At 72.2% G+C, this 24,585-nt stretch carries 23 protein-coding genes; 9 read left to right on the top strand and 14 right to left on the bottom strand.

The window, feature by feature from the left end; genetic code table 11:
- Positions 1-90: 90 nt before the first annotated feature.
- Positions 91-324, top strand: a complete 234-nt coding sequence (gene chpH / locus SAVERM_RS34095; protein ID WP_010988036.1) for a chaplin ChpH — start codon at positions 91-93, stop codon at positions 322-324.
- Positions 325-419: 95 nt separating this feature from the next.
- Positions 420-1,331 carry a chaplin gene (locus tag SAVERM_RS45430; protein WP_010988037.1) on the top strand — a complete coding sequence of 304 codons (912 nt, stop codon included), beginning with the start codon at positions 420-422 and terminating at the stop codon, positions 1,329-1,331.
- Between the two features lie 105 nt (positions 1,332-1,436).
- Here SAVERM_RS45430 and SAVERM_RS34105 read toward each other — a convergent pair whose 3' ends face one another.
- Entirely contained in the window at positions 1,437-1,625 is a 189-nt protein-coding gene (locus tag SAVERM_RS34105; RefSeq protein ID WP_005319466.1) for a DUF5703 family protein, read from the bottom strand.
- Between the two features lie 47 nt (positions 1,626-1,672).
- Here SAVERM_RS34105 and SAVERM_RS34110 point away from each other — a divergent pair, with 47 nt between their 5' ends.
- Positions 1,673-2,383 (top strand): hypothetical protein, encoded by a 711-nt coding sequence (locus SAVERM_RS34110; protein ID WP_010988038.1) that lies wholly within the window; start codon positions 1,673-1,675, stop codon positions 2,381-2,383.
- 132 nt (positions 2,384-2,515) lie between these two features.
- On the opposite strand, the gene SAVERM_RS34115 is transcribed toward SAVERM_RS34110, so the two are convergent.
- Entirely contained in the window at positions 2,516-4,816 is a 2,301-nt protein-coding gene (locus SAVERM_RS34115; RefSeq protein WP_042493873.1) for a helix-hairpin-helix domain-containing protein, read from the bottom strand.
- Positions 4,813-5,796, bottom strand: coding sequence for an aldo/keto reductase (locus SAVERM_RS34120; protein ID WP_010988040.1), 984 nt, complete (start codon positions 5,794-5,796; stop codon positions 4,813-4,815). Before SAVERM_RS34120 ends, SAVERM_RS34115 begins: the two co-directional genes overlap by 4 nt.
- A 153-nt stretch (positions 5,797-5,949) precedes the next feature.
- Between SAVERM_RS34120 and SAVERM_RS34125 the strand changes: the two genes are divergently transcribed.
- Together SAVERM_RS34125 and SAVERM_RS34130 are read left to right on the top strand one after the other, a co-directional pair.
- Complete coding sequence (locus tag SAVERM_RS34125) at positions 5,950-7,005, top strand: LLM class F420-dependent oxidoreductase (protein WP_010988041.1); 1,056 nt, start codon at positions 5,950-5,952, stop codon at positions 7,003-7,005.
- 225 nt (positions 7,006-7,230) lie between these two features.
- On the top strand, positions 7,231-8,019 hold the full coding sequence (locus SAVERM_RS34130) for a ferritin-like domain-containing protein (protein ID WP_010988042.1): 789 nt from the start codon (positions 7,231-7,233) through the stop codon (positions 8,017-8,019).
- Between the two features lie 187 nt (positions 8,020-8,206).
- Here SAVERM_RS34130 and corA read toward each other — a convergent pair whose 3' ends face one another.
- Positions 8,207-9,202, bottom strand: coding sequence for a magnesium/cobalt transporter CorA (gene corA / locus SAVERM_RS34135; RefSeq protein WP_037646435.1), 996 nt, complete (start codon positions 9,200-9,202; stop codon positions 8,207-8,209).
- 98 nt (positions 9,203-9,300) lie between these two features.
- On the opposite strand from corA, the gene SAVERM_RS34140 reads away from it, so the two are divergent.
- The 4 genes from SAVERM_RS34140 to mshC all read left to right on the top strand — a co-directional run bounded on the left by SAVERM_RS34140 (position 9,301) and on the right by mshC (position 12,852).
- Positions 9,301-9,987 carry a histidine phosphatase family protein gene (locus SAVERM_RS34140; RefSeq protein ID WP_037646439.1) on the top strand — a complete coding sequence of 229 codons (687 nt, stop codon included), beginning with the start codon at positions 9,301-9,303 and terminating at the stop codon, positions 9,985-9,987.
- Between the two features lie 110 nt (positions 9,988-10,097).
- Positions 10,098-10,688 carry a DUF3090 domain-containing protein gene (locus SAVERM_RS34145; protein WP_010988045.1) on the top strand — a complete coding sequence of 197 codons (591 nt, stop codon included), beginning with the start codon at positions 10,098-10,100 and terminating at the stop codon, positions 10,686-10,688.
- Entirely contained in the window at positions 10,652-11,470 is an 819-nt protein-coding gene (locus tag SAVERM_RS34150; protein ID WP_171033150.1) for an SCO1664 family protein, read from the top strand. The genes SAVERM_RS34145 and SAVERM_RS34150 overlap by 37 nt, the downstream gene beginning before the upstream one ends.
- A 152-nt stretch (positions 11,471-11,622) precedes the next feature.
- The gene (gene mshC, locus SAVERM_RS34155; protein WP_010988047.1) at positions 11,623-12,852 is read left to right on the top strand and encodes a cysteine--1-D-myo-inosityl 2-amino-2-deoxy-alpha-D-glucopyranoside ligase; all 1,230 of its coding nucleotides are present in this window, start codon (positions 11,623-11,625) and stop codon (positions 12,850-12,852) included.
- 102 nt (positions 12,853-12,954) lie between these two features.
- Here the strand turns inward: mshC and SAVERM_RS34160 are convergent, their stop codons facing one another.
- The 10 genes from SAVERM_RS34160 to SAVERM_RS34205 all read right to left on the bottom strand — a co-directional run bounded on the left by SAVERM_RS34160 (position 12,955) and on the right by SAVERM_RS34205 (position 24,530).
- Positions 12,955-13,617, bottom strand: a complete 663-nt coding sequence (locus SAVERM_RS34160) for a hypothetical protein (protein ID WP_107083122.1) — start codon at positions 13,615-13,617, stop codon at positions 12,955-12,957.
- A 60-nt stretch (positions 13,618-13,677) separates the two neighbouring features.
- Entirely contained in the window at positions 13,678-15,426 is a 1,749-nt protein-coding gene (locus SAVERM_RS34165) for a S8 family peptidase (RefSeq protein ID WP_037646441.1), read from the bottom strand.
- A 435-nt stretch (positions 15,427-15,861) separates the two neighbouring features.
- Positions 15,862-16,866 carry a PAC2 family protein gene (locus SAVERM_RS34170; RefSeq protein WP_010988050.1) on the bottom strand — a complete coding sequence of 335 codons (1,005 nt, stop codon included), beginning with the start codon at positions 16,864-16,866 and terminating at the stop codon, positions 15,862-15,864.
- A 337-nt stretch (positions 16,867-17,203) separates the two neighbouring features.
- Entirely contained in the window at positions 17,204-17,875 is a 672-nt protein-coding gene (locus SAVERM_RS34175; RefSeq protein WP_037646442.1) for a FadR/GntR family transcriptional regulator, read from the bottom strand.
- A gap of 86 nt (positions 17,876-17,961) precedes the next feature.
- Positions 17,962-19,260, bottom strand: coding sequence for an amidohydrolase (locus tag SAVERM_RS34180; RefSeq protein WP_010988052.1), 1,299 nt, complete (start codon positions 19,258-19,260; stop codon positions 17,962-17,964).
- Entirely contained in the window at positions 19,257-20,045 is a 789-nt protein-coding gene (locus SAVERM_RS34185) for a nucleoside phosphorylase (protein ID WP_010988053.1), read from the bottom strand. Before SAVERM_RS34185 ends, SAVERM_RS34180 begins: the two co-directional genes overlap by 4 nt.
- Positions 20,042-20,908 carry an ABC transporter permease gene (locus tag SAVERM_RS34190; RefSeq protein WP_010988054.1) on the bottom strand — a complete coding sequence of 289 codons (867 nt, stop codon included), beginning with the start codon at positions 20,906-20,908 and terminating at the stop codon, positions 20,042-20,044. The genes SAVERM_RS34185 and SAVERM_RS34190 overlap by 4 nt, the downstream gene beginning before the upstream one ends.
- A complete protein-coding gene (locus tag SAVERM_RS34195) occupies positions 20,908-21,969 on the bottom strand; it encodes an ABC transporter permease (RefSeq protein ID WP_010988055.1) in 1,062 nt (353 codons plus the stop codon). Before SAVERM_RS34195 ends, SAVERM_RS34190 begins: the two co-directional genes overlap by 1 nt.
- Position 21,970: 1 nt before the next feature.
- The gene (locus SAVERM_RS34200) at positions 21,971-23,500 is read right to left on the bottom strand and encodes an ABC transporter ATP-binding protein (RefSeq protein WP_010988056.1); all 1,530 of its coding nucleotides are present in this window, start codon (positions 23,498-23,500) and stop codon (positions 21,971-21,973) included.
- Positions 23,481-24,530 carry a BMP family ABC transporter substrate-binding protein gene (locus SAVERM_RS34205; RefSeq protein ID WP_010988057.1) on the bottom strand — a complete coding sequence of 350 codons (1,050 nt, stop codon included), beginning with the start codon at positions 24,528-24,530 and terminating at the stop codon, positions 23,481-23,483. Before SAVERM_RS34205 ends, SAVERM_RS34200 begins: the two co-directional genes overlap by 20 nt.
- Between the last annotated feature and the right edge of the window lie 55 nt (positions 24,531-24,585).

A 24,585-nucleotide genomic window follows, 5' to 3' on the forward strand; every position in this document is an offset into this window, starting at 1 on the left:
GCGACCATAAGCTCGTAGCTCCATTACTCCCTCCTCGTTACAGGTAGTGCGATCAGCTACTTGGGATCGCATTGCCAACAAGGAGGAATAATGATCAAGAAGGTCGTCGCCGCTGCGGCTGCCACTGGTGGCCTGGTTCTCGCGGGTGCGGGCCTGGCCGTCGCCGACTCGGGTGCCCAGGGTGCCGCGGTGCACTCCCCGGGTGTCGTTTCCGGCAACGTCATCCAGGTGCCGGTTCACGTCCCGGTGAACGTCTGCGGCAACACGGTCTCCGTGATCGGGCTGCTGAACCCCGCCTTCGGCAACACCTGCATCAACAAGTGACGTTGTGAGCCCGTCGGCCCCGGAGCGCGCGCCATGCGCTCCGGGGCCGACCGGTCTTTTCGGTTCGAGACAAGGTCGAAGGCAGGGATTCAGCAATGCGACAGGTCACCCGCAAGGGCCTGATGACCGTGGCGGCGGCGACCGGCGTGCTCGCCGCCACCGGCGGCTACGCACACGCCGACTCGGGTGCGTACGGCTCCGCGTCACATTCGCCCGGCGTGCTGTCGGGCAACTCGGTCCAGGTGCCGGTGCACGTGCCGGTGAACGTCTGCGGTAACACCGTGAACGTGGTCGGGCTGTTCAATCCGGCGGTGGGCAACCAATGCGCCAATGGGGGCGGCGGCGGTCACCACGATGGCGGCGGTCACCACGGAGGCGGCGGTCACCACGGTGGCGGCTACGGCGACAGTCCGTCCGGTGGTGGCGGTCATCACGGTGGCGGCGGTCACCAGGGCGGCGGCTACGGCGACGGCCCGTCCGGCGGCGGTGGCGGCGGTGGTGGGTCGCAGGCCGGCGGGCACACCGGCGACTCGCCGGGCGTGGGCTCCGGCAACCACGTCCAGGTCCCGGTGGACGTGCCGGTGAACGTCTGCGGGAACAACGTCACCGTGGGCGGGCTCGGCAACGCGGCAGGCGGCGACGCCTGCGCCGACACCCCGGGCGGCGGCCACGCGACGACCCCGCCCGGCGGCGGTGGCGGGACGACACCTCCGGGCGGCGGCGGCGGTGGCACGACGCCTCCGGGCGGTGGCGGTGGCGGGACCACGCCTCCGGGCGGTGGCGGTGGGACGACGCCTCCGGGCACACCCGGACACCCCGGGCAGCCGGGCGGCGACAGCTCGGCGCACCCCAACCACCCCGGTGGACAGTCCGTCACCCAGCCCGAGGGCACCGCGCAGCTTGCCCACACCGGCAGCGACATGCCGCTCGGCCTGCTGGTACCGGCGGGCGCGGGCGCACTGCTCGGCGGCGCGCTGCTCTACCGCAGGGCGCGATCGGCAGCGTAAAAAAACAGCAAAGGCCACCGTATGGGGCCGTGGACTTCCCCGGTGATGTGGAGAACGGAGCGGGCCCCGTGAGTGCGGGGCCCGCTCCGTTTCGGCCGCCTTTTCTCACCATGTGGCGCGCACCTGGCGGATGATCCGTCGGCGCAACCGCACCCTGCGGCTGCCGTCGCGGTGCAGGCTGAGGCGGTCCAACTCCCAGTGGCCGTACTCGGCATGGTCGGTCAGCAGGCGTGTGGCTTCCTTGCGGGACACCCCGCGAGGCACGTACACGTCGACAAATTCGTATTCCGGCATCGCATCTATTGTGCGGGCAGAGGCCGTGTACGGATAGCGTCTGCACTATGTCTGATGCTGCGCAGTCCACCGCTGCCGAGGTACGTGCCGCCGCGGAGGCGGTCAAGACCGCGCTCGACCGCCACCTGGCCGCGGTCGAGCGCAGGTCGGGCGAGGACGACCCGGCCGTCTATGAGGCGTTCAACGAGCTGGCCGCGGCGGCCGAGGAGTACGACGAACTGCTCTACGACCGCTATGACGAGGTCACGCCGTTCGAGATCCCCGGCACGGACGATTCGCTGCCCCCGTACACGGGACCCGAGGAGCCCAGCGCGGTGAGTGTGCTGATCCGCCGGGACTACGCGGTGGTGGAGCCGCAACGACTGCTGGCGCAGGCTCAGCGGGTCGAGGCCGCGGAGGAGCCCGCCGACGAGGTGGCCGGCACGGTCCACGGGGCGCTCGGTGTGCTGTTCGAGGAGTACGAGCCGGACGAGATCGCCTCCCGGCACAAGGAGTTCGGCCTGGAGGAGGGCGACTCCACACTCTGGGTGACGGCCGAGGAGGAGCGGCCGGAGCCGGGGGAGTGGCTGGAGGCCCCCTTCGAGCAGATCGACCCGCAGCACATCGTGTGCCGCTTCGATGCCAGCGCCGTCTACGACGAGGAGTCGGACGGCGAGGAGTCGGACGGCGAGGTTCCGGAGGACGACCTCGGCCCGGACTCCGAGCTCGACGGGGAGCTGGACGAAGACGACCTGGAACCGCTGGACGCGGATCGCTGAGCATCTGCCGAGGGCGGCGGTCACCGGAATCCCGGTGACCGCCGCCCTCGCGTTGGCCCCCCGCCCTCGTTCGTTCGCCCGCCCTCGCGTTCGCCTGCCGTGGTCCGTTCGCCCGCCGGCCGCGCGGCCGGCTCAGTCGGCGGCCGGAACCTGGGGCCTGAGCAGGGCGGGCAGGCGCGTGGTGCGCGGCTTGGCGGTGACCTCGGCCACGGCCCGGGGCAGTGCCTGCTCCACTCCGTGCACGACGGACAGATGGCGCTCGGCCAGGCCGAACGCCGTGTACACCCAGGGGCGGGTCAGGGACTGCGCCGCGTCGCCGGGCAGGACCACGACCGCGGCGGGCCACCGGCTCCCCACCGCCTGGTGCGCGGTCAGCGCCCAGCCGTGCCGCACGCACTGCTCCACCCGCTCCTTCGGTACGACGACGGGGGCGCCCGGGATCTCCAGGTGCAGCCCGTCGGCGTCGGCCTTCACGACGCGGCCCGGCAGCGTACGGCCCGGGGCGGGGGAGTACGCGATCCGGTCACCGGGATCGAATCCGCCGAAGCGCCCGGGGCCCGGGTTGAGCCGCTCCTTGAGCGCGGCGTTCAACGCGCGCGTGCCGGCCGCGCCACCGTGCCCCGGAGTGATCACCTGCGTCTGCTCGGCCGGGACGCCGAGCGCCCGCGGCACCGAGTCCGCGACCAGCTGCACGGTGCGGTGCACCGCTTCACCGGCGTCCCGCACCGGCACGATCACGACCTCCTTGCCGGGCGCCTCGACCTGGTTCAGCTCGCCGACGCCGATGCCGGAGATCAGCTCGCCGATCGGTCCGGGATCGGGGGTGCGCGAGGCGATCCCCGGGCAGACGCGTGCGGCGAGCAGATCCGCGAACACCCGTCCCGGACCGGCCGACCACAACACCCCCGGGTCGCCGCTCAGCACCAGCCGGGCCCCGTCGGGCAGCGACTCGGCGAGCATGGCGGCGGTCTCGACGTCGAGCTGGGGAGCGTCCAGGACGACCAGGAGGTCGAGGACCAGGGCGCCGTCCGCGTCCCGGCCGGGACCCTCCGCGCCGGACAGCAGACCCGCCACGGTGGAGACACCGGTGCCCGGGCCCTGCTGCGGCCCGCCCGGCAGGTCCGACGGGGCGAGCCGAGCCGTGAAGCGGTCGCAGCCGATCCGGCTGTGCGCGGCGGCCCAGGTCCGCAGCCCCAGCCCGCGGGCGGCGGACAGCAGCGCCGCGGCCTCCGCACCGGAGGCGTCGCCGCCGGTGTGGAGGACCAGGCCGTGGCCCGCGACCGCGCGGATCAGCTCCGCGGCGGAGCCGCCCGCCGATGCGGCGGCCCGCTCCCAGTCGGCGGCCGAGCCGTCCTCCTTCGGCACGGAGTTCATCACCCGGCCGAGCGCGTCGGCGAGGCTCTCCTCCGCGAGGGCGTACCGCTCCAGGCCGATCAGGACGCGGACCGGACGCTCCGCTCCCTCCTCCTCGGCCTCCGCCTCCGCGGCGGGCGCGGCCGCGTCGAGGGCGTCCTGGAACACCAGCACCTCGCCCTCGGCGAGCGCGCTCTGCACCGCTGTGTCCGGGTCCGGCACGGCCCGCTGCGCGAGCGCCGTGGTGAGGGCCGCCACCTCCAGCGCCGTATGCCCCGCGAGGGCCGCCTGCTCCAGCAGCCACACCGTGACCGCCCGGCCCCGCCGCTCGTCGTCCGGGCCGCACTCCGCGCCGAGCAGCGCCCGGGCGAAGCCGTCGGCCTGCTCGGGACGCACTCCGGAGACCCGCAGCAACTGCCAGGGGTCCTCGCGCAGTTGCAGGTCGGCTCCGTCGCCCAGGAGGGCGGCGAGCTGCGGCGCGAGCGCCTCGGGGGCGCCGCCCTCGGTCAGTACGGCACGCACACCGGCAACGGCTTGTGCCGCGGGGACCGCCGGCCCGGCCGGGGCCGCCACGGGCTCCGGGCGCCGCTCGGGCTCGGGGGCCGGCCTGCGCGGCGCCGGCGGCTCGCTGAAAGCGCTGGCCACCGGCTTCGCACCGCTCTCCACGACCCGCACCGCCGCGAGCAGATCGGCGGCCGTGCCGCTCAGCTTCGTGCCGGCCTCGATCGGCGCCTGCTTCTCCGCCTTCCGCCGCTCGATCCGCTCCCGCTCGACCCGCTGGGCCGCCAACTCGGCCTCGGCCTCGGTGGGCTTGGCCGCGTCGCCCGAGCCCTCGGCAGTGCCCGCCGCCTCACTCCCGGCTGTGCCTTCGGAGCTCTCGGTAGCGCCCGCCGCCTCACTCCCGGCTGTGCCTTCCGCGGAGCTCTCGGCGTCGCCCGCCGCCCCGCTGCCGGGCGTGCCCTCGGTCTCCGGGACGCCGTCCACCGCACCGGCGCCGGGCTGTCCCGGTTCGACTTCGCCCGCACCCGCGCCCGGCTGCCCCGGCTCGGCTTCGTCCGTGGTCTCCGGCTCCGTGGTCACAGCGTGCTCCAGTCCTGGTCGGGATAGTGGTGCACCGGGGCCGACACGTCGTCCAGCGCCCGGCAGATCTCGTCAGGAAGACTAAGGGTCTCCACTGACAACGCCGCCGTGAGCTGCTGCGCGTTGCGCGCGCCGACGATCGGCGCGGCCACGCCGGGCCGGTCGCGGACCCACGCGAGCGCCACCTGGAGCGGGGTGACCGCGAGACCGTCGGCCGCGGTCTGTACCGCGTCCACGATGCCGCTCGCCGTGTCGTCGAGATAGGGAGCGACGAACGGAGCCAGATGCTCCGAGGCGCCCCGGGAGCCGGCGGGCGTCCCGCCCCGGTACTTGCCCGTCAAGACGCCCCGGCCGAGCGGAGAGGACGGCAGCAGCCCGACCCCCAGGTCCAGGGCGGCCGGCAGCACCTCCCGCTCCACGCCGCGCTGGAGCAGGGAGTACTCCATCTGTGTACTGGCGATCCGGGTCCGCGGGCCCGGCGCCGAGAGCTGCCAGGTGGCCGCCTTGGCGAGCTGCCAGCCGCAGAAGTTGGACACGCCCGCATACCGCGCCCGTCCGGTGCTGACCGCGAGGTCGAGCGCCTGGAGGGTCTCCTCCAGCGGGGTGTGCGGGTCGAAGGCGTGGACCTGCCACAGATCGACGTAGTCCGTGCCGAGCCGGGCGAGCGAGGCGTCCAGCGCGGAGAGCAGATGCCCGCGCGAACCGTCGAACCGCCGGTCCGGGTCCGCTACGCTCCCCGCCTTCGTCGAGATGACCAGGTCCCGGCGCGGCACGAGCCCTTCTATGAGCTGTCCGAGTACGTACTCGGCTTCTCCGTCGCCGTACACGTCCGCGGTGTCGACGAGGGTCCCGCCCGCCTCCCAGAACACCTTCAACAGCTCCGCGGCGTCATGCTCGTCCGTGTCGCGCCCCCACGTCAGGGTGCCGAGCCCGATCCGGGACACACGCAGGCCGGTACGGCCGAGATGCCTCTGCTCCATGGACGCCGAGATTACTGGCCAGAACTCGATACGTGGTGGCCCTGTGGACAACCGGGATCACCCCAGCTCGAACCCCGTCCCTGCCCCTGCGTCCGCCGGCGCGCTAGTGTCTCCGGAACAAGGGACGTTACTGATCGGTAAGGGGAATCGGCCATGCAGCTCGGGATCAACCTCGGCTACTGGGGCGCCGGAATGGACGCGGACAATCTCGCCGTCGCCCAAGAGGCCGACCGGCTCGGATACGGCGTCTGCTGGGCCGCCGAGGCCTACGGCTCGGACGCCGCCACCGTACTCACCTGGGTCGCCGCCCAGACCGAACGCATCGACGTCGGCTCGGCCATCTTCCAGATCCCGGCCCGCCAGCCCGCGATGACCGCGATGACCGCCGCCACCCTCGACTCGCTTTCCGGCGGCCGCTTCCGCCTCGGCCTCGGCGTCTCCGGCCCGCAGGTCTCCGAGGGCTGGTACGGCGTCAAGTTCGACAAGCCGCTGGCCCGCACCCGTGAGTACGTCGAGATCGTCCGCAAGGCGATGACCCGCGAGCGCCTGTCGTACCAGGGCGAGCACTGGACCCTGCCCCTGCCCGACGGCCCGGGCAAGCCGATCAAGCTGACCGTCCACCCCGAGCGTGAGTACATCCCGGTCTACATCGCCGCGATCGGCCCGAAGAACCTGGAGCAGACCGGCGAGATCGCCGACGGTGCGCTGCTCATCTTCCCCTCGGCCGACCACCTCGAGGACACCGCGATCAAGCACCTGCGGGCAGGCCGGGAGAAGGCCGGCAAGACCATGGACGGCTTCGACGTCTGCCCGACCCTCCCGCTCGCGCTCGGCGACGACAAGAACGTGACCGCGCTCGCCGACACGTTCCGCCCCTACACCGCGCTGTACGTCGGCGGCATGGGCAGCCGCAAGCAGAACTTCTACAACCAGCTCGCCCAGCGCATGGGGTACGAGAAGGAGGCCGCCGAGATCCAGGACAAGTACCTGTCCGGCGACAAGGAGGGCGCCGCGGCCGCCATCCCGCACGAGCTGATCGACCAGACCACGCTGCTCGGTTCCGTGGACCGCATCGCGGACCGGATGAAGGCCTACGCGGCCGCCGGGGTCACCACGCTCACCCTGGCGCCCGCGGGCTTCACGCTGGAGGAGCGGATCGCCGCGCTGCGGGCGGGGACCGACGCCCTGGAGCGGGCGGGCCTCGCATAACGCGGCGGACCACGCCGAGAAGTTTCCGCGGCCGTGGTGGGGGCTCGGGGGTCTTCCCCGCCACGGCCGTCTTCGGGCACAACGCCTCGGACGCCTTCCGGGTTACGCGTCGAGGTGTTCCACGCCGTCCGTCGTTCGGCGGAGCGGTCCGACACATCTGTTGCCGTACTTCTGACATCCCATTTGACTCGGTTTCTGCGGAAACTTTGCATGGAGGTGGCAGTGATGCTTTCGGTCAGGAGTCTGTTCCAGGAGATCCTCGACAACGACGAGTCGTTCCGGCTCTTCTGCTCCATCGCTGCCAGCGGCGAGTCCCAGGGCGGCTGGGAGAACGGGCGGATCGCCGCGCTCGTCCCGCACAGCCAGCGTGACCTCGCCCCCAAGATCACCCGGCACGGCGCCGACGAGGACAAACACGGGCGGATCTTCCACGCCCTCATGAAGAAGCGCGGCCTGGACCCCGTAGCGATCCCGCCCGACACCGACTACACGATGCTCCTGGAACGGCACGGCATCGGTCTCGCCCACGAGAAGCTCAAGGGCGACGAGCCGCTCACCGTGCAGGACATCGTCACCTACCTCGCGCACAGCAGGGTCACCGAGCAGCGCGCCGCCGAGCAGATGGAGCTGCTCCGCAGGCACTTCGCCGACCATCCCGACATCGGCCGCGCGGTCAGGATGATCTCCCACGACGAGGACAACCACCTCGCGTACTGCCACGAAGAGCTGTTGCGCTTCGCGTACACCGGACACGGCCGCGCCATCCAGCGGACGCTGCGGCAGTGCGCGCTCGCCGAGATCCGCGTCTACCGGGACGTCAGCCTCGCCGTGATGGCCCACATGGGCCGCCTCCTCGGCTGGCCGAAGGCCAGGGCGGCGGCGCTCGCGGCCGGTATCCACGCGGTGTACGCCTACGAGCGCGCCGTCGGCTGGCGCCGCATGGTCTCCCTGAGGATGCCGGAGCGCCGCGACGCGCTGGGCGGACCGGCGACCACCGCCGCCGAGTACGCGTAGGGGCGGGTCCTTCGGATCTCCCAGGGTCCGCGACGCCGCGGTGACATCAGCCGCTCCACGGCGGGCGGCACCTCGCCGTGTGGTCGCACGCCGTTGTCGCACGACCCGCGCACGCCCCGTGGGTCGTGCCCCGCCCTGTGACGCACGCGCCCCGGACCACCGCGTACGCCCGCGTCGCCGCCCGCGCCTACAGCCACCCCCGCTGCTTGAACAGCCGGTACAGCAGAACCTCGAGCACCACCATCGCCGCGATCACCGCCGGATACGACCACGTCCAGTGCAGCTCCGGCATGTGCTCGAAGTTCATGCCGTAGATCCCCGCGATCATCGTGGGGATCGCCGCCATGGCCGCCCACGCGGAGATCTTCCGCATGTCGTCGTTCTGACGCACGCTCATCTGCGCGAGATGCGCCGAGAGGATGTCGGAGACCAGCCGGTCCAGGCCCTCCACGGATTCGTTGACGCGCGTCAGGTGGTCGTTGACGTCGCGGAAGAAGGGCCGCGCCTCCTCCTTCACGAACGGCACCGCCGCGAGGTTGGGCCCCAGGCCGGCGAGCCGGGTCAGCGGCGGCGTGAGCGGAACCGTGGCCCGGCGGAACTCCTGGATCTGGCGCTTGAACGAGTAGATCCGCGACGCCGTGTTCCGCGCCCCGCCGCTGGGCGAGAAGACCTCCGCCTCCAGCTCCTCCAGATCGGTCCCCAGCTCCGTGGCCACGTCCAGATAGTGGTCGACGACGGAGTCCGCGATCGCGTGCAGCACCCCGGTGGGACCGTGCCGGAGCATGTCCGGCCGGCGCTCCAGTTCGTGCCGGATGCTCGACAGCGGCGCACCCTCCCCGTGGCGCACGGTCACCACGAAGGAGTCACCGACGAAGACCATGACCTCGCCCGAGGAGACGGTGTCGCTGTACGGCTCGTACGTCACCGGCTTGAGGACCACGAACAGCGAGTCGTCGTACACCTCCAGCTTGGGCCGCTGGTGCGCCTTCAGGGCGTCCTCGACGGCCAGCGGATGGAGTCCGAACTCATGGGTGACCAGGTCGAACTCCTTCTCCGTCGGCTCGTGGAGGCCGATCCAGAGGAAGCTGTCACCCTGTGCACGCGCCTCGTCAAGGGCGTCGGAGAGGTCCTCCGGGCCCTCCGTGCGGCGGCCGTCACGGTAGATGGCGCAATCGACGATCACTGAGCGTATTCTTCCGTCGCGCGGACAGGTGCGCACTCCGGACGTCGCCGGGAGCCGGCCCGGTGAGGACCGCCGGGGGCCCCTTTAGGCTGGGCCGCATGCCCACGTTGATCCTCGTCCGGCACGGACGTTCCACCGCGAACACCGCGGGACTGCTCGCCGGGTGGACGCCCGGCGTCGCCCTCGACGAGCGGGGCGCCGCCCAGGCCGCCGCCCTCCCGGGCCGCCTCGCCGAGGTGCCGGTCTCCGAGATCGTCACCAGCCCGCTCCAGCGCTGCCGGGAAACGGTTCAGCCGCTGCTCGACGCCCGCCCCGGGCTGCGCGCGCACACCGAGGAACGCATCGGGGAGTGCCACTACGGCGACTGGTCGGGCCGCAAGCTCGCCGAGCTGAAGGACGAGCCGCTGATGGAGGTCGTCCAGTCGCACCCGTCGGCGGCCGCGTTCCCCGGCGGCGAATCCATGCGCGCCATGCAGACCCGCGCCGCCGAGGCGGTGCGGGAGTGGAACGCGCGCGTGGAGCGCGATCACGGCTCCGATGCCGTCTACCTCATGTGCTCGCACGGCGACATCATCAAGTCGCTTGTCGCGGACGCCCTTGGACTCCATCTGGACCTCTTTCAACGAATCTCCGTAGAACCGTGTTCCATCACCGCGATCCGTTACACCCGACTGCGGCCTTTTCTCGTTCGCCTCGGGGACACCGGCGATTTCGCGTCCCTTGCCCCGCGCGAGGAACCCTCCGGTGGCGACGCTCCGGTCGGGGGCGGTGCGGGCGCACCGTGATCGTCGACCGCAGTAGGGTGAAGCGGTCGAAACAGAGCAGACGTTGTCAGCAGCCGATGGGGACCGACGCGGTCGGTCGTCCCACATGCCGAATCCAATGGAGACAGGACGTGTCGCGTCAGGTGTTCCTCTACGACCCCCCGGACCGTTTCGTGGCCGGTACGGTCGGGCTGCCCGGGCGCCGTACCTTCTTCCTCCAGGCCTCCTCGGGACCCCGTGTGACCAGCGTGGCCCTGGAGAAGACCCAGGTCGCCGCGCTCGCCGAGCGCATGGACGAGCTTCTCGACGAGGTCGTACGGCGCAGCGGGGGCAGCGCCCCGGTCCCCGCCATGGCCCCCACCGAGATCTCCGACAACGCCCCCCTCGAGGCTCCCGTGGAGGAGGAGTTCCGGGTCGGCACCATGGCGCTGGCCTGGGACGGTGACGAGCAGCGCATGATCGTCGAGGCGCAGGCCCTCGTGGAGCTCGACGCCGAATCCGACGAGGACCTCGCCGAGGCGGAGGAGCGGCTTCTCCAGGACGAGGAGAACGGTCCGCCGATGCTCCGCGTCCGGCTCACCGGCCTACAGGCCAGGGCCTTCGCCAAACGGGCCCTCGACGTCGTCAACGCCGGCCGGCCGCCCTGCCCGCTGTGCAGCCTCCCGCTCGACCCGGAAGGACACGTATGTCCGCGCCAGAACGGATACCGCCGCGGAGCGTGACCACGGCCGAACTGCTCGCCGAGGGTGAGCTGAAAGTACGTGGCCGCATCCGCGAGGCGTCCAACGCGGCGCTGTACTGCACGGTCTCGCACGACGGGCAGGAGGCGTTCTGCATCTACAAGCCCGTCGCCGGCGAGCGGCCCCTGTGGGACTTCCCCGACGGGACGCTCGCCCAGCGCGAGGTCGCCGCGTACGAGGTCTCCGAGGCGACCGGCTGGGGGCTCGTGCCGACCACCGTGCTGCGCGACGGGCCCTACGGCGAGGGCATGTGCCAGCTGTGGATCGAGGGACAGCCGGACGTCGAGCTGCTGGCCCTGGTGGACGGCGAGGAGCCCGAGGCCGGCTGGAAGGCGATCGGGTTCGCGGACGTCGGGGAGGGGCGTACGGCGCTTCTCGTGCACGCCGACGACGAACGCCTGCGGCGGCTGGCCGTCCTCGACGCCGTCATCAACAACGCCGACCGCAAGGGCGGCCATCTGCTGCCCACCGACGAGGGCCGCCTGTACGGCATCGACCACGGGGTGACTTTCAACACCGAGAACAAGTTGCGGACGCTGCTGTGGGGGTGGGCGGGGGAGCCGCTCACGGCCGACGCTGCCGAGGCCCTCGGCACCTTGAAGGACGGCCTGACGGCGGGAGGCGCCCTCGCCACCCGTCTGGCGGAGCTGATCACACCGGCCGAACTCGACGCCACGCGCGCGCGGGTCGACGCCATGCTCACCTCGGGAAAGCACCCGGAGCCGAGCGGTGAGTGGCCGGCGATTCCATGGCCGCCGGTCTAGGGCCCGATGTCGTGGTCGTGAGCACGATTTCGGGGCCGCCGGTGTCGCGGAGCGCCGAACGCATGCCGGGCGGCATTGCGCAAGAGGGCCTTCTCGGTCATCAGGCCTGGTCCGGTTCGTATACGGAACATCCGTCCGGTTAGGCTCATGACATGCATGCCTGGCCCGCTTCTGAGGTCCCCGCCCTGCCTGGTGAGGGCCGCGACCTCCGGATCCACGACACCGCGACCGGCGGGGTAATACCCCTGCACCCCGGTCCCGTCGCCCGTATCTACGTCTGCGGCATCACGCCGTACGACGCGACCCACATGGGTCACGCGGCGACCTACAACGCGTTCGACCTTGTGCAGCGCGTGTGGCTCGACACCAAGCGGCAGGTTCACTACGTCCAGAACGTGACCGACGTCGACGATCCGCTCCTGGAGCGCGCGGAGCGCGACGGCGTCGACTGGGTCGGGCTCGCCGAGAAGGAGACCGCCCTCTTCCGCGAGGACATGACGGCGCTGCGGATGCTGCCCCCGCAGCACTACATCGGCGCCGTCGAGGCGATACCCGGCATCGTCCCGCTCGTCGAGCGGCTGCGGGACGCGGGCGCCGCGTACGAACTGGACGGGGACGTCTACTTCTCCGTCGAGGCCGACCCGCACTTCGGCAAGGTCTCGAACCTCGACGCCGCCGCCATGCGTCTGCTCTCCGCCGAACGCGGCGGCGACCCGGACCGTCCTGGCAAGAAGAACCCCCTCGACCCGATGCTCTGGATGGCCGCCCGGGAGGGCGAGCCGAGCTGGGACGGCGCCTCACTGGGCCGCGGCAGGCCCGGCTGGCACATCGAGTGCGTGGCCATCGCCCTGGACCACCTCGGCATGGGCTTCGACGTACAGGGCGGTGGCTCCGACCTCGCCTTCCCGCACCACGAGATGGGCGCCTCGCACGCCCAGGCGCTGACCGGCGAGTTCCCCATGGCCAAGGCGTACGTCCACGCCGGCATGGTCGCGCTCAACGGCGAGAAGATGTCGAAGTCCAAGGGCAACCTGGTCTTCGTGTCGAAGCTGCGGCGTGACGGCGTGGACCCGGCGGCCATCCGCCTGGCGCTGCTCGCCCACCACTACCGGTCCGACTGGGAGTGGACGGACGCCGTCCTCGAAGAGGCCCTCGCGCGCCTCGGCACCTGGCGCGCGGCCGTCTCCCGCCCCGACGGTCCGCCCGCCGAGGCGCTCGTCGAGGAGATCCGCGACGCCCTCGCGAACGACCTGGACGCGCCGGCCGCGCTCGCCGCGGTCGACCGCTGGGCCGCGCTCCAGCACGAGCGGGGCGGTACCGACGAGGGCGCGCCCGGCGTGGTGTCGCGGGCCGTCGACGCGCTGCTGGGCGTGGCGCTGTAACCGGCCGGGTACGCGGCCGGGCGCCGGGCGGGTTCTCACCCGCCCGGCGCCCTCCGCGCCGGGAGCATGCGCTCCTACGTCATCCAGGTGCCGCCACCCGGGCTACTTCGTCACGATGACGGACTGCAGGACGCCGGTCGCGGTGTCGTAGATCCCGTAGACCGGCTGCCCGTAGGCGAAGGCCTCCTGGACCGCGTCGTGCGTCACCTGGTTCGGGTTGATGAGTCGGCGCCATCCGTTGCTGATGAACAGGTAGAGCACCTGGGGCTGGCCCGGGAGCGGTGTCACGACGTCCTGGAAGTGCTGGGCCACGCCGATGGAGAGCGCCGCGGTCGAGACGGCGCTCGGCAGCACCAGGGCCTGGCCGTGCTGGACGTCCTGTTGCTGCTGTTGCTGTTGCTGTTGTTGCTGCTGGCCGCCGATGTCCTGCGGCTGAGCGAGCTGCTGGAGCAGATGCTGGAACGGCTGCTGCTGGCCGAGGTGCTGGAGCTGCTGCTGAAGGTGCTGCGGAATCTGCTGCTGGTGCTGCCCGAAGGGCTGCTGCTGGCCGATGCCCTGCTGCCCGATGTTCTGCTGGCCCATGCCCTGCTGCCCCATGCCCTGCTGGCCGAAGGGCTGCTGCATCTGCGGCCCGTACGGCTGCTGCTGCCCGTACGGCTGCTGCTGGCCGAACTGCGGCGGTGCCGTGCTCGGGCCCTGCTGGCCCTGTCGGCCCTGCTGGTCCTGCTGCTGTCCCATGGAGCTGAGTTGCGGGGTGGTGCTCATTCGGGTGCCACCTTCCCTCAATGGTTGGTTGCGGTCCGTCGGTCCGTGACGACCAGGTCCTCAGCCCGTGACGACCAGGCCGATGATCTCGTCGTCCGAGAACCAGACACGGATGTCGGGCCGTCCGCCCGCGAAGGCGGTGTGCACCGCCTGACGGATCTCGGGGGACGGGTTGTTCAGGTTGCGCCAGGCGCCGGCCGCGAACAGCCGGAGCCTGGGCGGGAGTTCACGCGGATACGGCAGCAGCTCGTCCCAGTACCGCTCGGCCTGGGCCGAGCCGACCGCCTCGGGCAGCAGATGAGTGACCGCCGCCTTGATGTCGGGCCGGTTGCCGATCCGCTGCGAGGCGGGCCGGCCCGGCGCGTCCTGCTGCGGGGAACCCGTGGCCCGCAGCAGGACGCGGGCACGTTCCGGGGACATCGGCTCCTGGTCGGCCGCCTTCAGCATGCCTTGCAGCGCGGCCAGGGCGCCGACCACCATCGGGGAGGCGGAAGAGGTCCCGGAGAACGTGTCCGTGTACCAGACGATTTCCTCGGCACCGCCCTGGAGATCGCCGGGCCGGTCCCAGAAGCCGCCGGTCGTCGTGACCTCGCGTCCCCAGCCCTGCGCGTCCACACGGGCCCCGTAGTTGGAGAACGCGAGCCGGGAGCGGTCCGGGCCGTGATCACGGCCGTGGGTGCCGGGCGGAGGGGCGCCCGCGCCGACCAGGACCGCGCCGGAGGACCGGTGGGAGGGGTTGAACGGGTTGCGCCACCACGTGGGGAACTCGTCGGGGCGGCGCTCGTACGCCGCGTCGTCGAGGGACTCGCCACCGTTGCCGGCGGCCTCCACCACGATGACGCCCTTCGCGGTCGCGTACCGGATGGCCGCGAAGTCGTCCGGCCACCACTCGAGCGCGAGGTAGCCCCGCTGGTCGTCGCGCTGTTCGTAGTCGAACCGCGGTCCCGGGCGATGGAGTTCGACCAGGACGACGTCGCCGGGGCCGAGCCGGTCGGCCGCCGCGTGGATCGCGGCAGCCGTACCGATGCCCTGGAAGGACGCGGCGGCGGTCACGGCGTCCGGCACGATGCCGGTGACGCCCCGCTCATTGCGGTCGCCGCCGATCACTCCGATGACGGCCGTGCCGTGGTTGCGCCAGGCGAGGTCGGTCAGCGGGGTGCCGACGACGACACCGGCGAGCTTGGCGGCCAGATCCTCGTGCCCCAACTGCCAGGCGCCCTCGACGTCGATCACCGTCACGTCCTGCCCCGAGCCGCCGGGCCGCTGCCATGCCCAGTGGGCGTCGATCCCCTCGGGCGCGGGCCGCAGATAGCCCTGGCGGCTGCCGAAGTCGGGGGTGACGGGCGTGCCTTCCTTCAGCCGCCGGCTGTCGTCGGCGCTCTCTCCGGTCGGCCTGCCGGAGCCGGTGGAGGCGGGCACGGCGCCCGGTTTCACATACGCCGTGTCGACCTCCGGAAGTGCGGCGATGCGTGCGCGCAGTTCCTGGGCGCGGCTCCGCACACCGCGCACCCGGTAGAAGAGTCCGAGGTCGGGCACGTTCTCGACGCCCGTGGTCATGGACTGCTGGAGTCGCTCCTCGCTGCCGAACAGCGGTTCGAGCGCGAGCTGTTCGTCACTGAGGAACATGTTGAGGGCCGATACGTCGGCGCCCACCGCCGAGCGGACGCCGTCGGCCCGGGCGCGCAGCCGCGCCTCCGGACGGGCGACGACGATCAGCTCGTGCTCGGCTCCTCGATAGGTGAATCCCGCTCCGTCGGGCCCCGGCCCGGACGCTCCCGGGCCCTGCGCCGGCTGTCCCTGGTCGGTCATCGCGTGTGCCGCTCCCTTCGGTCCGTGCTGCGGGTGCCAAGTAGCGGACGGCGCGGATGACTTGCCCCCTTCCGGGGCGCCGCGGCCGGCTTTCGTGGTCCGGCCCGGAACCGCGCCTTCGACGCACAACCTGGCACGCCCGTGCCGTCCAGTCCAGCCCGATTTCGCCAACTTGGTTTGGAAACAAGTTGAATGGGGAAACCTGTGCAATCCGACTGGAAAGAGGTGTCACGCAGCAATCCGGCCGAATGCTGCCGAGATGCGTGTCATATGACGGTGCCCGAGCGGCCGTTGGCGCGACGGGGCGGTTGCAGCCGAAGCGGCGGTTGCGGGCGAAGTGGCGGATGCGTGCGAAGGAGCGATCGCATGCGAAGGGGTGATCGCATGCGAAGGGGCGGTGCGCCGTGTGCGCACCGCCCCCTCGGTGGTCGTGGTTCAGTCCTCCGACGAGTCGTCGGACCCCTCGTCGGCCGGGCCGTCGTCCTCGGCCTCCGGCTTCGGCGGCTTCGGTGGCCGCGTACGGCCGCCGGGGGCGTCCCGCAGATACGAGGTGCCGTCGCTGCCGTCCGCCGTGGCGTGTCCGCCGGCCGCCGGTCCGCCGCCGTCCCTGCGCCGCAGGTATCGCTCGAACTCGCGGGCGATCGCCTCGCCCGACGCCTCGGGCAGCTCGGCGGTGTCCCGGGCCTCCTCCAGCGACTGCACGTACTCGGCGACCTCGCTGTCCTCGGCGGCCAGCTGGTCCACGCCCACCTGCCACGCACGCGCGTCCTCGGGCAGCTCGCCCAGCGGAATGCGTACGTCGATCAGGTCCTCCAGGCGGTTGAGGAGGGCCAGTGTCGCCTTCGGGTTCGGTGGCTGCGACACGTAGTGCGGCACGGCCGCCCACAGCGACACGGCCGGGACGCCCGCGTGGGTGCACGCCTCCTGGAGGATGCCGACGATGCCCGTGGGGCCCTCGTACTTGGTCTCCTCCAGGTCCATCGTGCGGGCCAGGTCCGGGTCGGACGTGACGCCGCTGACCGGGACCGGGCGGGTGTGCGGGGTGTCGCCGAGCAGGGCGCCCAGGACGACGACCAGCTCCACGCCCAGTTCGTGGGCGAACGCCAGCAGCTCGTTGCAGAACGAGCGCCAGCGCATCGACGGCTCGATGCCCCGCACCAGCACCAGGTCACGCGGCTTCTCCCCGCCGACGCGCACCACCGAGAGGCGGGTCGTCGGCCAGGTGATCTTGCGCACGCCGCCGTCCAGCCACACGGTGGGGCGGTTGACCTGGAAGTCGTAGTAGTCCTCGGCGTCGAGCGCCGCGAACACCTCGCCCTTCCACTCCCTGTCCAGATGTGCGACCGCGGTGGAGGCGGCGTCGCCGGCGTCGTTCCAGCCCTCGAACGCGGCCACCATGACCGGGTCGATCAGCTCGGGAACCCCCTCGAGCTCGATCACCCAGTGCCTCCTTCCGACGTGCCCTCGCGTACGTCCCAACCTTACGGCGTGCGGCGGGGGCGTCCGCAGCCCCCTTGCACGGGGGAGTGAACGGATCACTGCCCCGATAGCCACCCAGGAACACCCCTCATTCATCCGAGCTGTCAGAGATCGAATTCGCTGCCGGCCTGGGCGCCGTTCTGGGGCGACACGGGCCTCGGAAGCCCGTCGGAGGTCCGATGTCCGGCCCGGGGCGGGGCTGTGAGCTGGTGGTACCTCCGCTGTTATGCCGCCTGCCGGTGCCCGAGACCTCCGATGGATCCGGAGGGCCGGTGTGCACTCGGCTCGAGGAGGCCGCCTACAGGGTGCTGCGCAGCCACTGCTCCACGCTCGCGATGTGCACCGTCGCCCACGACCGCGCCGCCTCCGCGTCCCGGTCGCGCAGGGCGGTCAGGATCGCGCGGTGCTCGTGCAGGGTCCGGCTGACCGCGTCCTCCTGCGTCAGGCCGCGCCAGATCCTGGCCCGGGTGGTGGGCCCGGACAGCCCGTCGAGCAGCGAGCACAGCACCGAGTTCCCGGAACTCTGCACGATGCCCCGGTGGAACTCGAGGTCGCAGGCGACGAGTTCCTCCACGGAGGGTGCCGCGCCCAGCGCGTCCAACTGGGAGGTGAGCGCGTCCAGTTGCCGCTCGCTGATGCGCGACGCGGCCATCGCCGTCGCCGCCGGCTCCAGGATGCGGCGCACGGCGAGGAACTCCAGGACCGTGTCGTCGCGGTGGAAGTCGACGACGAAACTCAGCGCCTCGAGCAGGAGTTGGGGATCCAGGCTCGTCACATACGTGCCGTCGCCCTGCCGCACGTCCAGGATGCGGATCAGCGACAGGGCGCGCACCGCCTCGCGCAAGGAGTTGCGGGACAGCCCGAGTTCGGCGGCGAGTTCGCTCTCCTTGGGCAACCGGTCGCCGGGACGCAGCGCGCCGGAGACGATCATTCCCTTGATCTTCTCGATCGCCTCATCGGTGACTGCCATGGCGGGGCCTCCCTGTCGCTCAGACATCCGATGACTCGGCCCATTATGGGGGTTCAGCAGGCTGAACGGGACGGGAAGTCCTCAGCTCAGGCAAGCGCGCCGAGTTCGGCCAGCGCGGCCGCCTCGTCGAGCGAGGTGAGTGTACGGCCGCGCATCAGGATCCTGCCGTCGACCACGGTGTCCCGTACGTCCGGCGCATGCGCGGCGTACGCGAGCAGGGACCACGGGTCGTGCGGTGGGCACAGATGCGGCCGGCCGAGGTCGAGCACGATGAGGTCGGCGCGCTTGCCCGCCTCCAGCGAGCCCAGGTGATCACCGAGCCCCAGCGCGCGGGCCCCCTCGATGGTGGCCATCCGTACGGCCTGCTCGGCGCCCACCGCGGTGGGGTCGCCGCCCGCCTTGTGCACCAGGGCGGCCTGCCGCAAAGCACCCAGCACGTCCAGCGTGTTGGAGCTGACGGCTCCGTCCGTGCCCAGCCCGACGGTGACACCCGCGCTGAGCAGCCGCGGCACCGGTGCGATCCCGCAGCCCAGCTTGAGGTTCGACACCGGACAGTGCGCGACCGAGGTGCCGGTGCGGGCCAGCGCCGCGATCTCGGGACCCGTCAGATCGACGGCGTGCGCGAGCAGCACATCGGGCCCGAGCAGCCCGAGCGAGTCGAGCAGTTCCACCGGACGCTTGCCGTGACGCACCTCGACGGTGGCGACCTCGGTCGCGTTCTCGGCCGCGTGAAGGTGCAGCAGCGCCCCGAACTCCCGGGCCAGCGCGGCGATGTCGAGGAGCTGCCCGGGAGAGAGGGTGTAGGTCGAGTGGGCGAAGAGGACCGGGCGCGTGCCGGGCCGGTGCGCGCGGTCGGCCAGGTCGCGCCGCGCCCACGCCAGTCGGTCCTCGTACGCGATGCCGTCGGCCGGATCCGGTACGTCCATGAAGGTGGGGCCGGTGTGCAGCCGCCAGCCCGACTCCCGCGCCGCACGCTCGGCCGCCTCGTGGAACCAGTACATGTCCAGCGCGGACGTCACCCCGGCCCGTACGCTCTCGGCGACCGCGACCCGTACGGCCGCCGCCACGTTCTTCGGCGACAGCAGCTCGGCCTCCCACTTCAGCATCCGCTCCAGGAAGCGCTGGAGCGTGACGTCGTCCGCGCGGCCGCGCAGCAGCGTCATCGCCAGATGCGTATGGGTGTTGACGAGGCCGGGCAGCACGAGACAGCCCTCGGCGTCGATGTCCTCGGCCGCCGCGTACCGCGTCCGCAGCTCCTGGGCGGGCCCCACCGCGAGGATCTCCCCGGCGCGGACGGCGACCGCCCCGTCCCGTACGAGGGTTCCGGCCTCGTCCACGGTCAGCACGTCACCGCCGTGCACCAGCAGATCGACGGTCTCGCTCATGCGGTGTACTCCTCGGTCCCCTCGGTCCCGGCGGCACCCTGCGCCAGCAGCCGCAGCGCCTCCAGCGACACGACCGCGCCGCGTTCCACGCCCGCCGCCACCACGTCCCGGTGCGGGTCGTAGGCGCCCGTCGTCAGCAGTGCGTCCTCGTCGACCAGTTCGTCGGCGTTCGCGCCGTCCACCACGAGCACCCCGCCCGCGACGAGACCGCGCAGCGAGGCCGTCACGAGCAGCGCGGACAGCTCCATCTCGATCGCGGCGAGCCCGGCCCGGGCGTAGCCGTCGAGCGGGATGAGGCCGGGCTGGAAGGCGGCCCGGGTCCACACGATGCCCCGGTGGTGCGGGGCACCCGTCTCGCGGGCGGCGCGCTGGAGGGCGAGTACCGCCTCCGGCGCGGACACGGCCGGGTACGCGGCCGGCAGCAGCTGCTGTGTCACGCCGTCGTCGCGCACGGCCGCCTCGGCGATGACGAGGTCGCCGTCGCCGATCCCGGGCTTCATCGCGCCCGCCGTGCCGAACCGCACAAACGTGCGGACCCCCGCGTCCGCCAGCTCCTGGAACAGCAGGATCGCGCCGGGACCGCCCACCCCGTGCGAGGCGACCGTGACCGGCAGACCCTTCCAGGCCCCGCGGAACACCCGGTACTCGCGGTGGTACGAGACCTCTTCGGCACCGTCGAGCAGTGCGGCGACGGCCGCGGCGCGCGCCGGGTCGCCGACGACCACGGCGTACGGGGGCAGCCCGGTGCGGGGTATGCGGGTGACGGGCAGCAGGTCCTGCGTCATGAGGTGGCTCCAGTGGCACGGATACGGCGACGGCGGCGGGCCGTCGTGAGGAAGAGGGCGCCGAGGGTGACGACGTACGGCGCGGCGTCGGTCGCCTGCTGCGGCAGGCCGAGGCCCTGAAGGCGGAAGCCGGCCGCCTCGGCGACGCCGAACAGCAGTGCGGCGAGCAGGACCCCGAGCGGCAGCGCACGGCCCAGCATGACCGCGACGACCGCGATCCAGCCGCGTCCCGCCGTCATGTTCTCGGAGAACAACGTCACGTTGCCGAGGGCGAGTTGGGCCCCGGCGAGCCCGCACAGCACACCCGACACGAGCACGGCCGCGTACTGGTACTTCGCCGGGCTCACCCCGAGTGTGGCCGCCGCGTCCGGAGCCTCGCCGACTCCGCGCAGCCGCAGACCCCACCCATGCCGGGACAGCATCAGCGCGGCCACGCCGACCGCCGCCCAGGCGAGGTAGGCGAGCGGCGAGAAGCCGCCGACCAGCGGCAGCCCGGCCAGTGACGGATCGTCGAAAGTGCCCTGCACACCGAAGACCGTACGCAGCAGGAAGCCGGTCAGACCCACGGCCAGGAGATTCATGGCGATGCCGAGGACCACCGCGTCCCCGCGCAGCGTCACCGCGCCGACGGCGAGGATCAGGGAGTATCCGGCGGCGGCGAGTGCCGCGGCCAGGACGCCGAGCCAGGGGCTGCCGGTGAACCAGCTGGTGGCGACGGACGTGAAGCAGCCCATCAGCATCATGCCCTCGAGGCCGATGTTGAAGACGCCCGCGCGCTCGCACAGGGCCCCGCCGAGCGCGGCCAGCAGGATGGGCGTGAGCGCGCGCAGCGCCGACATGAGGAGGTCGGAGTCGAAGAACATCAGGCGAACTCCCCTTGTGCGGACGGCTTCTCGCGCCCTCGCCGGAACCGCGAGAACCGCGGGAACCGCAGCCGGGCCGCCAGGAACACGATGACGATGGCCTGGAGGACCTGGGTCAGCTCGCGCGGCACCTCGGTCGTCCGTTCCATCGAGAGCCCGCCGACCTGGAGGACGGCGAAGAAGAACGACGCGACCACCGTGCCCAGCGGGGCCGCCCCCGCCAGCAGCGCGGCGGTCAGGCCCGTCCAGGTGTGGCCGGGAGCGGTGAGCGAGCCGTCGACGAAGCGGTACGGGAAGCTCAGCACGCCGATCGAGCCGACGAGTCCGGCCAGCGCGCCCGAGACCGCCATCAGACGGAGCGTCAGACCCTTCCGCTCGATGCCCGCATACGCGGCGAAGCGGGAGTTCAGGCCGGTCATCCGGACCTCGTAGCCGATCGCCGTGCGCCGGTCCGCGAACCAGTACGCGGCCGCCGCGAGCGCCACCAGGACCAGCCCGACGGTCACGGTCGACCCGCCGAAGGCGGGCAGCGCGACCCCGTCGGGCAGCTGACGGGTCTGGGGGAGGCTGGAGCCGGGTTCCTTGAGCGGATAACGGGCCAGGTACGAGGCGAACGACGCCGCCGGATAGCTCAGAAGCAGGCTGCTGACCAGGAGCGGAACCCCGAGGTGGTTCTCGCACAGGGCGGCCAGGGCCGCGTAGCCGGCGCCTGCCGCCATGCCGGCGAAGAGGGCGAGCACGACGGTGAGCGGGGCGGGCAGCGGCGCGTACAGGCCGGTGACCGCCGCGGCGATCCCGCCGAGCACCAGCTGGCCGTCCCCGCCCAGGTTGATGAGCCCGGCACGCAGCGGGATCGCCAGCGCGAGCGCCATGCCGAGGACGCTGGTGCCGGTGCTCAGGGTCGAGCCGATGCCGTCCGCGCCGAGCGAGCCGCCGATGACCGCGCCGTAGGCGGCGACCGGGTCGGCGCCCGTGCCCACGAGGAACAGCGCGCCGATGACGACTCCGGCGAGAATCGAGAAGGCGACGGGGGAGCGCAGGGCCCCGGTGATGCGGTTCATGTCAGTCTCCGACCTCTGCCGGTGCGGCGGCTCCCGCCATCGCGAGCCCCAGCGTCCGCTCGTCCGCCTCGTCCTTCGGGTACGTCGCCGTCACCCGGCCCTCGTACATGACGAGCACCCGGTCGGCGAGCCCGCGGATCTCGCTCAGCTCGGCCGAGACCAGGAGTACGGCGTGACCGGCGTCGCGGTAGGCGATCAGCTGGTCGTGGATGTTCTGGACGGCGCCGATGTCGACGCCGCGCGTGGGCTGTTCGACCAGCAGCAGCGGTGCCTCGTGGGCGAGCTCGCGGCCGATCAGCAGCTTCTGGAGATTGCCGCCGGACAGGGCGGACGCGGGCACCTCGGGGGTGGCCGCCTTGATACCGAAGCGCTCGACGAGCCCCAGCGCGTGGGCGCGGACGGCCGCGGCTGACAGCAGTCCCCGGGACGACAGCGACGTTCGGTGGTGCCCCATCGCGAGGTTGTCCGCGACGGACGCGGCGGGCGCGGTGCCGACCGCGTGCCGGTCCTCGGGCACATACGCGAGGCCCCTGGCGCGCCGCTCGGTCGCCGAGGCGTGCGTGATGTCCTCGCCCCGCAGCGTGACCTGCCCGGCGGCGGTCGGCCGCAGCCCGGCCAGTGCCTCGACCAGCTCGCTCTGCCCGTTGCCGGCGACGCCCGCGATACCGACGATCTCGCCCGCGCGGACCGTCAGTTCGACCTCGCGCACGGCGTCCGTGGTGAGCCCCCGCACGCCCAGGACCACGTCGGCCGGTGTGCCCGGCGCGTGGACGCGGTCCAGTTCCACCGCGCGGCCGGTCATCGCGGCCGCGATCTCGTCGGCCGTGGTCCCGGCGGTGCGCAGCCGGGCGACGACCCTGCCGTCCCGCAGCACCGTCACACGGTCGCTGCCTTCGAGGACCTCGCGCAGCTTGTGCGTGACCAGGATGACCGTACGGCCCTCGGCGGCCAGCGACTTGAGCACCGCGAACAGCGCGTCGGCCTCGGCGGGCGTGAGCACCGCGGTCGGCTCGTCGAGGATGAGCGTCCGGGCGCCGCGGTGCAGCAGCTTCAGGATCTCCACCCGCTGGCGCAGACCGACCGGCAGCTCACCGACGCGGGCGTCCGGGTCCACGGCGAGGCCGTGCACCTCGGCGAGTTCGCGCACCCGCCGACGGGCCGCGGACCGGTCCACCAGACCGAAGCGGCGCGGCTCGGCGGCGTACACGACGTTCTCGGCGACCGTCAGCGAGTCGAACAGCTTGAAGCTCTGGTGCACCATGCCGAGCCCGGCGGCCATCGCGGCACCGGGATCGGCGAAGGACACCTCGCGCCCGTCGATCCGGATCGAACCGGCGTCGGGCCGCTCCATGCCGTACAGGACCGACATCAGGGTGGACTTGCCCGCGCCGTTCTCGCCCATCAGGGCGTGGATCTCGCCGCGGCGGACCGTCAGGTCGACGGCGTCGTTGGCGAGGGTGCCGGGGAAACGCTTGGTGATCCCGCGGAGTTCGACGGCCGCCGGGGGAGCGTCACTCGGCGGCGGGGTCATCGACCTTCAGCTCTCCGGCGACGATCCGGTCGCGCAGCGCGGTGACCTTCTTCAGGACGTCCTTGTGCTGGGCGATGACGCACTTGGAGGTGGCCACGCCGTCCTCGAGCCCCGTGAGGCTGATGCCGCCCTCCTTCAGGCCGTACGAGACGGTGGTCCCCGCCTTGCCGCCCAGGACCTGGTCGATGCCCTTCCGCACGGCGACATCGGTCCGCTTGATGACGTTGTCGACGACCGTGCCGGGCGCCGCGACGCACTGGTTGACGTCGACGCCGTACGCGTACGCGCCCTTGGCCTTCGCCGCCTCGAAGACGCCGTAGTTGCCGGCCGCGGCCGCCGCCATGATCTGGTCGTAGCCCTTGGCGAGCAGGGAGTTCGCCTGCTCCTTCGCGCGGGCCGAGTCGTCGAACGGGGACTGGCCGCCGACGAAGCGGGTGGAGGCGGACGTCTTCGCGGCCACCTCCTTGGCGCCGGCCGCGAACGGGTCGCTGTAGCGGCGGAACTGGGGGGTGTCGAGCACGTCCACCGCGCCGACCTTGCCGCTCCTGCTCAGCAGCCCGGCCTCGGCGCCCGCCAGGTACACGCCCTCGTGCTCGCGGAAGACCGCGCAGCTGACGTTCCGATACGTCTTGGTGGTGCACGCGTCGACGATCAGGAACTGCTGCTCGGGGTGCGCCTTCGCCTGCTGCGCGACCACGTCGGCGAACTCGAAGCCGACCAGCACGATCACGTCCGGCTCGGCGTCCACGGCCGCCTGCACGTTCTGCTGCTGCGAGGAGGTGTCGGTGGACTGGTAGACCTTCTGCGTCCCGTCGTGCGCCTCGGCCGCGGCCTTCACCCCGTCGACGGCGAGCTTGAGGAACTCGTTCTGGCCGACGCCGTCGGGAGTGACCAGGGTGAAGGACTTGCCGCCGCTCTTCGCGGTGCCGGAGGCGTCGTTCTTCGCGGCGGCGTTGCAGGCGGTGAGGCCGGTCACGAGGAGCGTGGTGGCAGCGGCGAGCTGGAGGGTACGACGGGATCTGCGGTGCATCGGAGGACCTTCCGGGGGTACGGCAAGGCGCGCTCCGGTGGAGCGCGGGGCGGGG

It is taken from the genome of Streptomyces avermitilis MA-4680 = NBRC 14893 (assembly GCF_000009765.2).
Taxonomy (GTDB): Bacteria; Actinomycetota; Actinomycetes; order Streptomycetales; family Streptomycetaceae; genus Streptomyces; species Streptomyces avermitilis.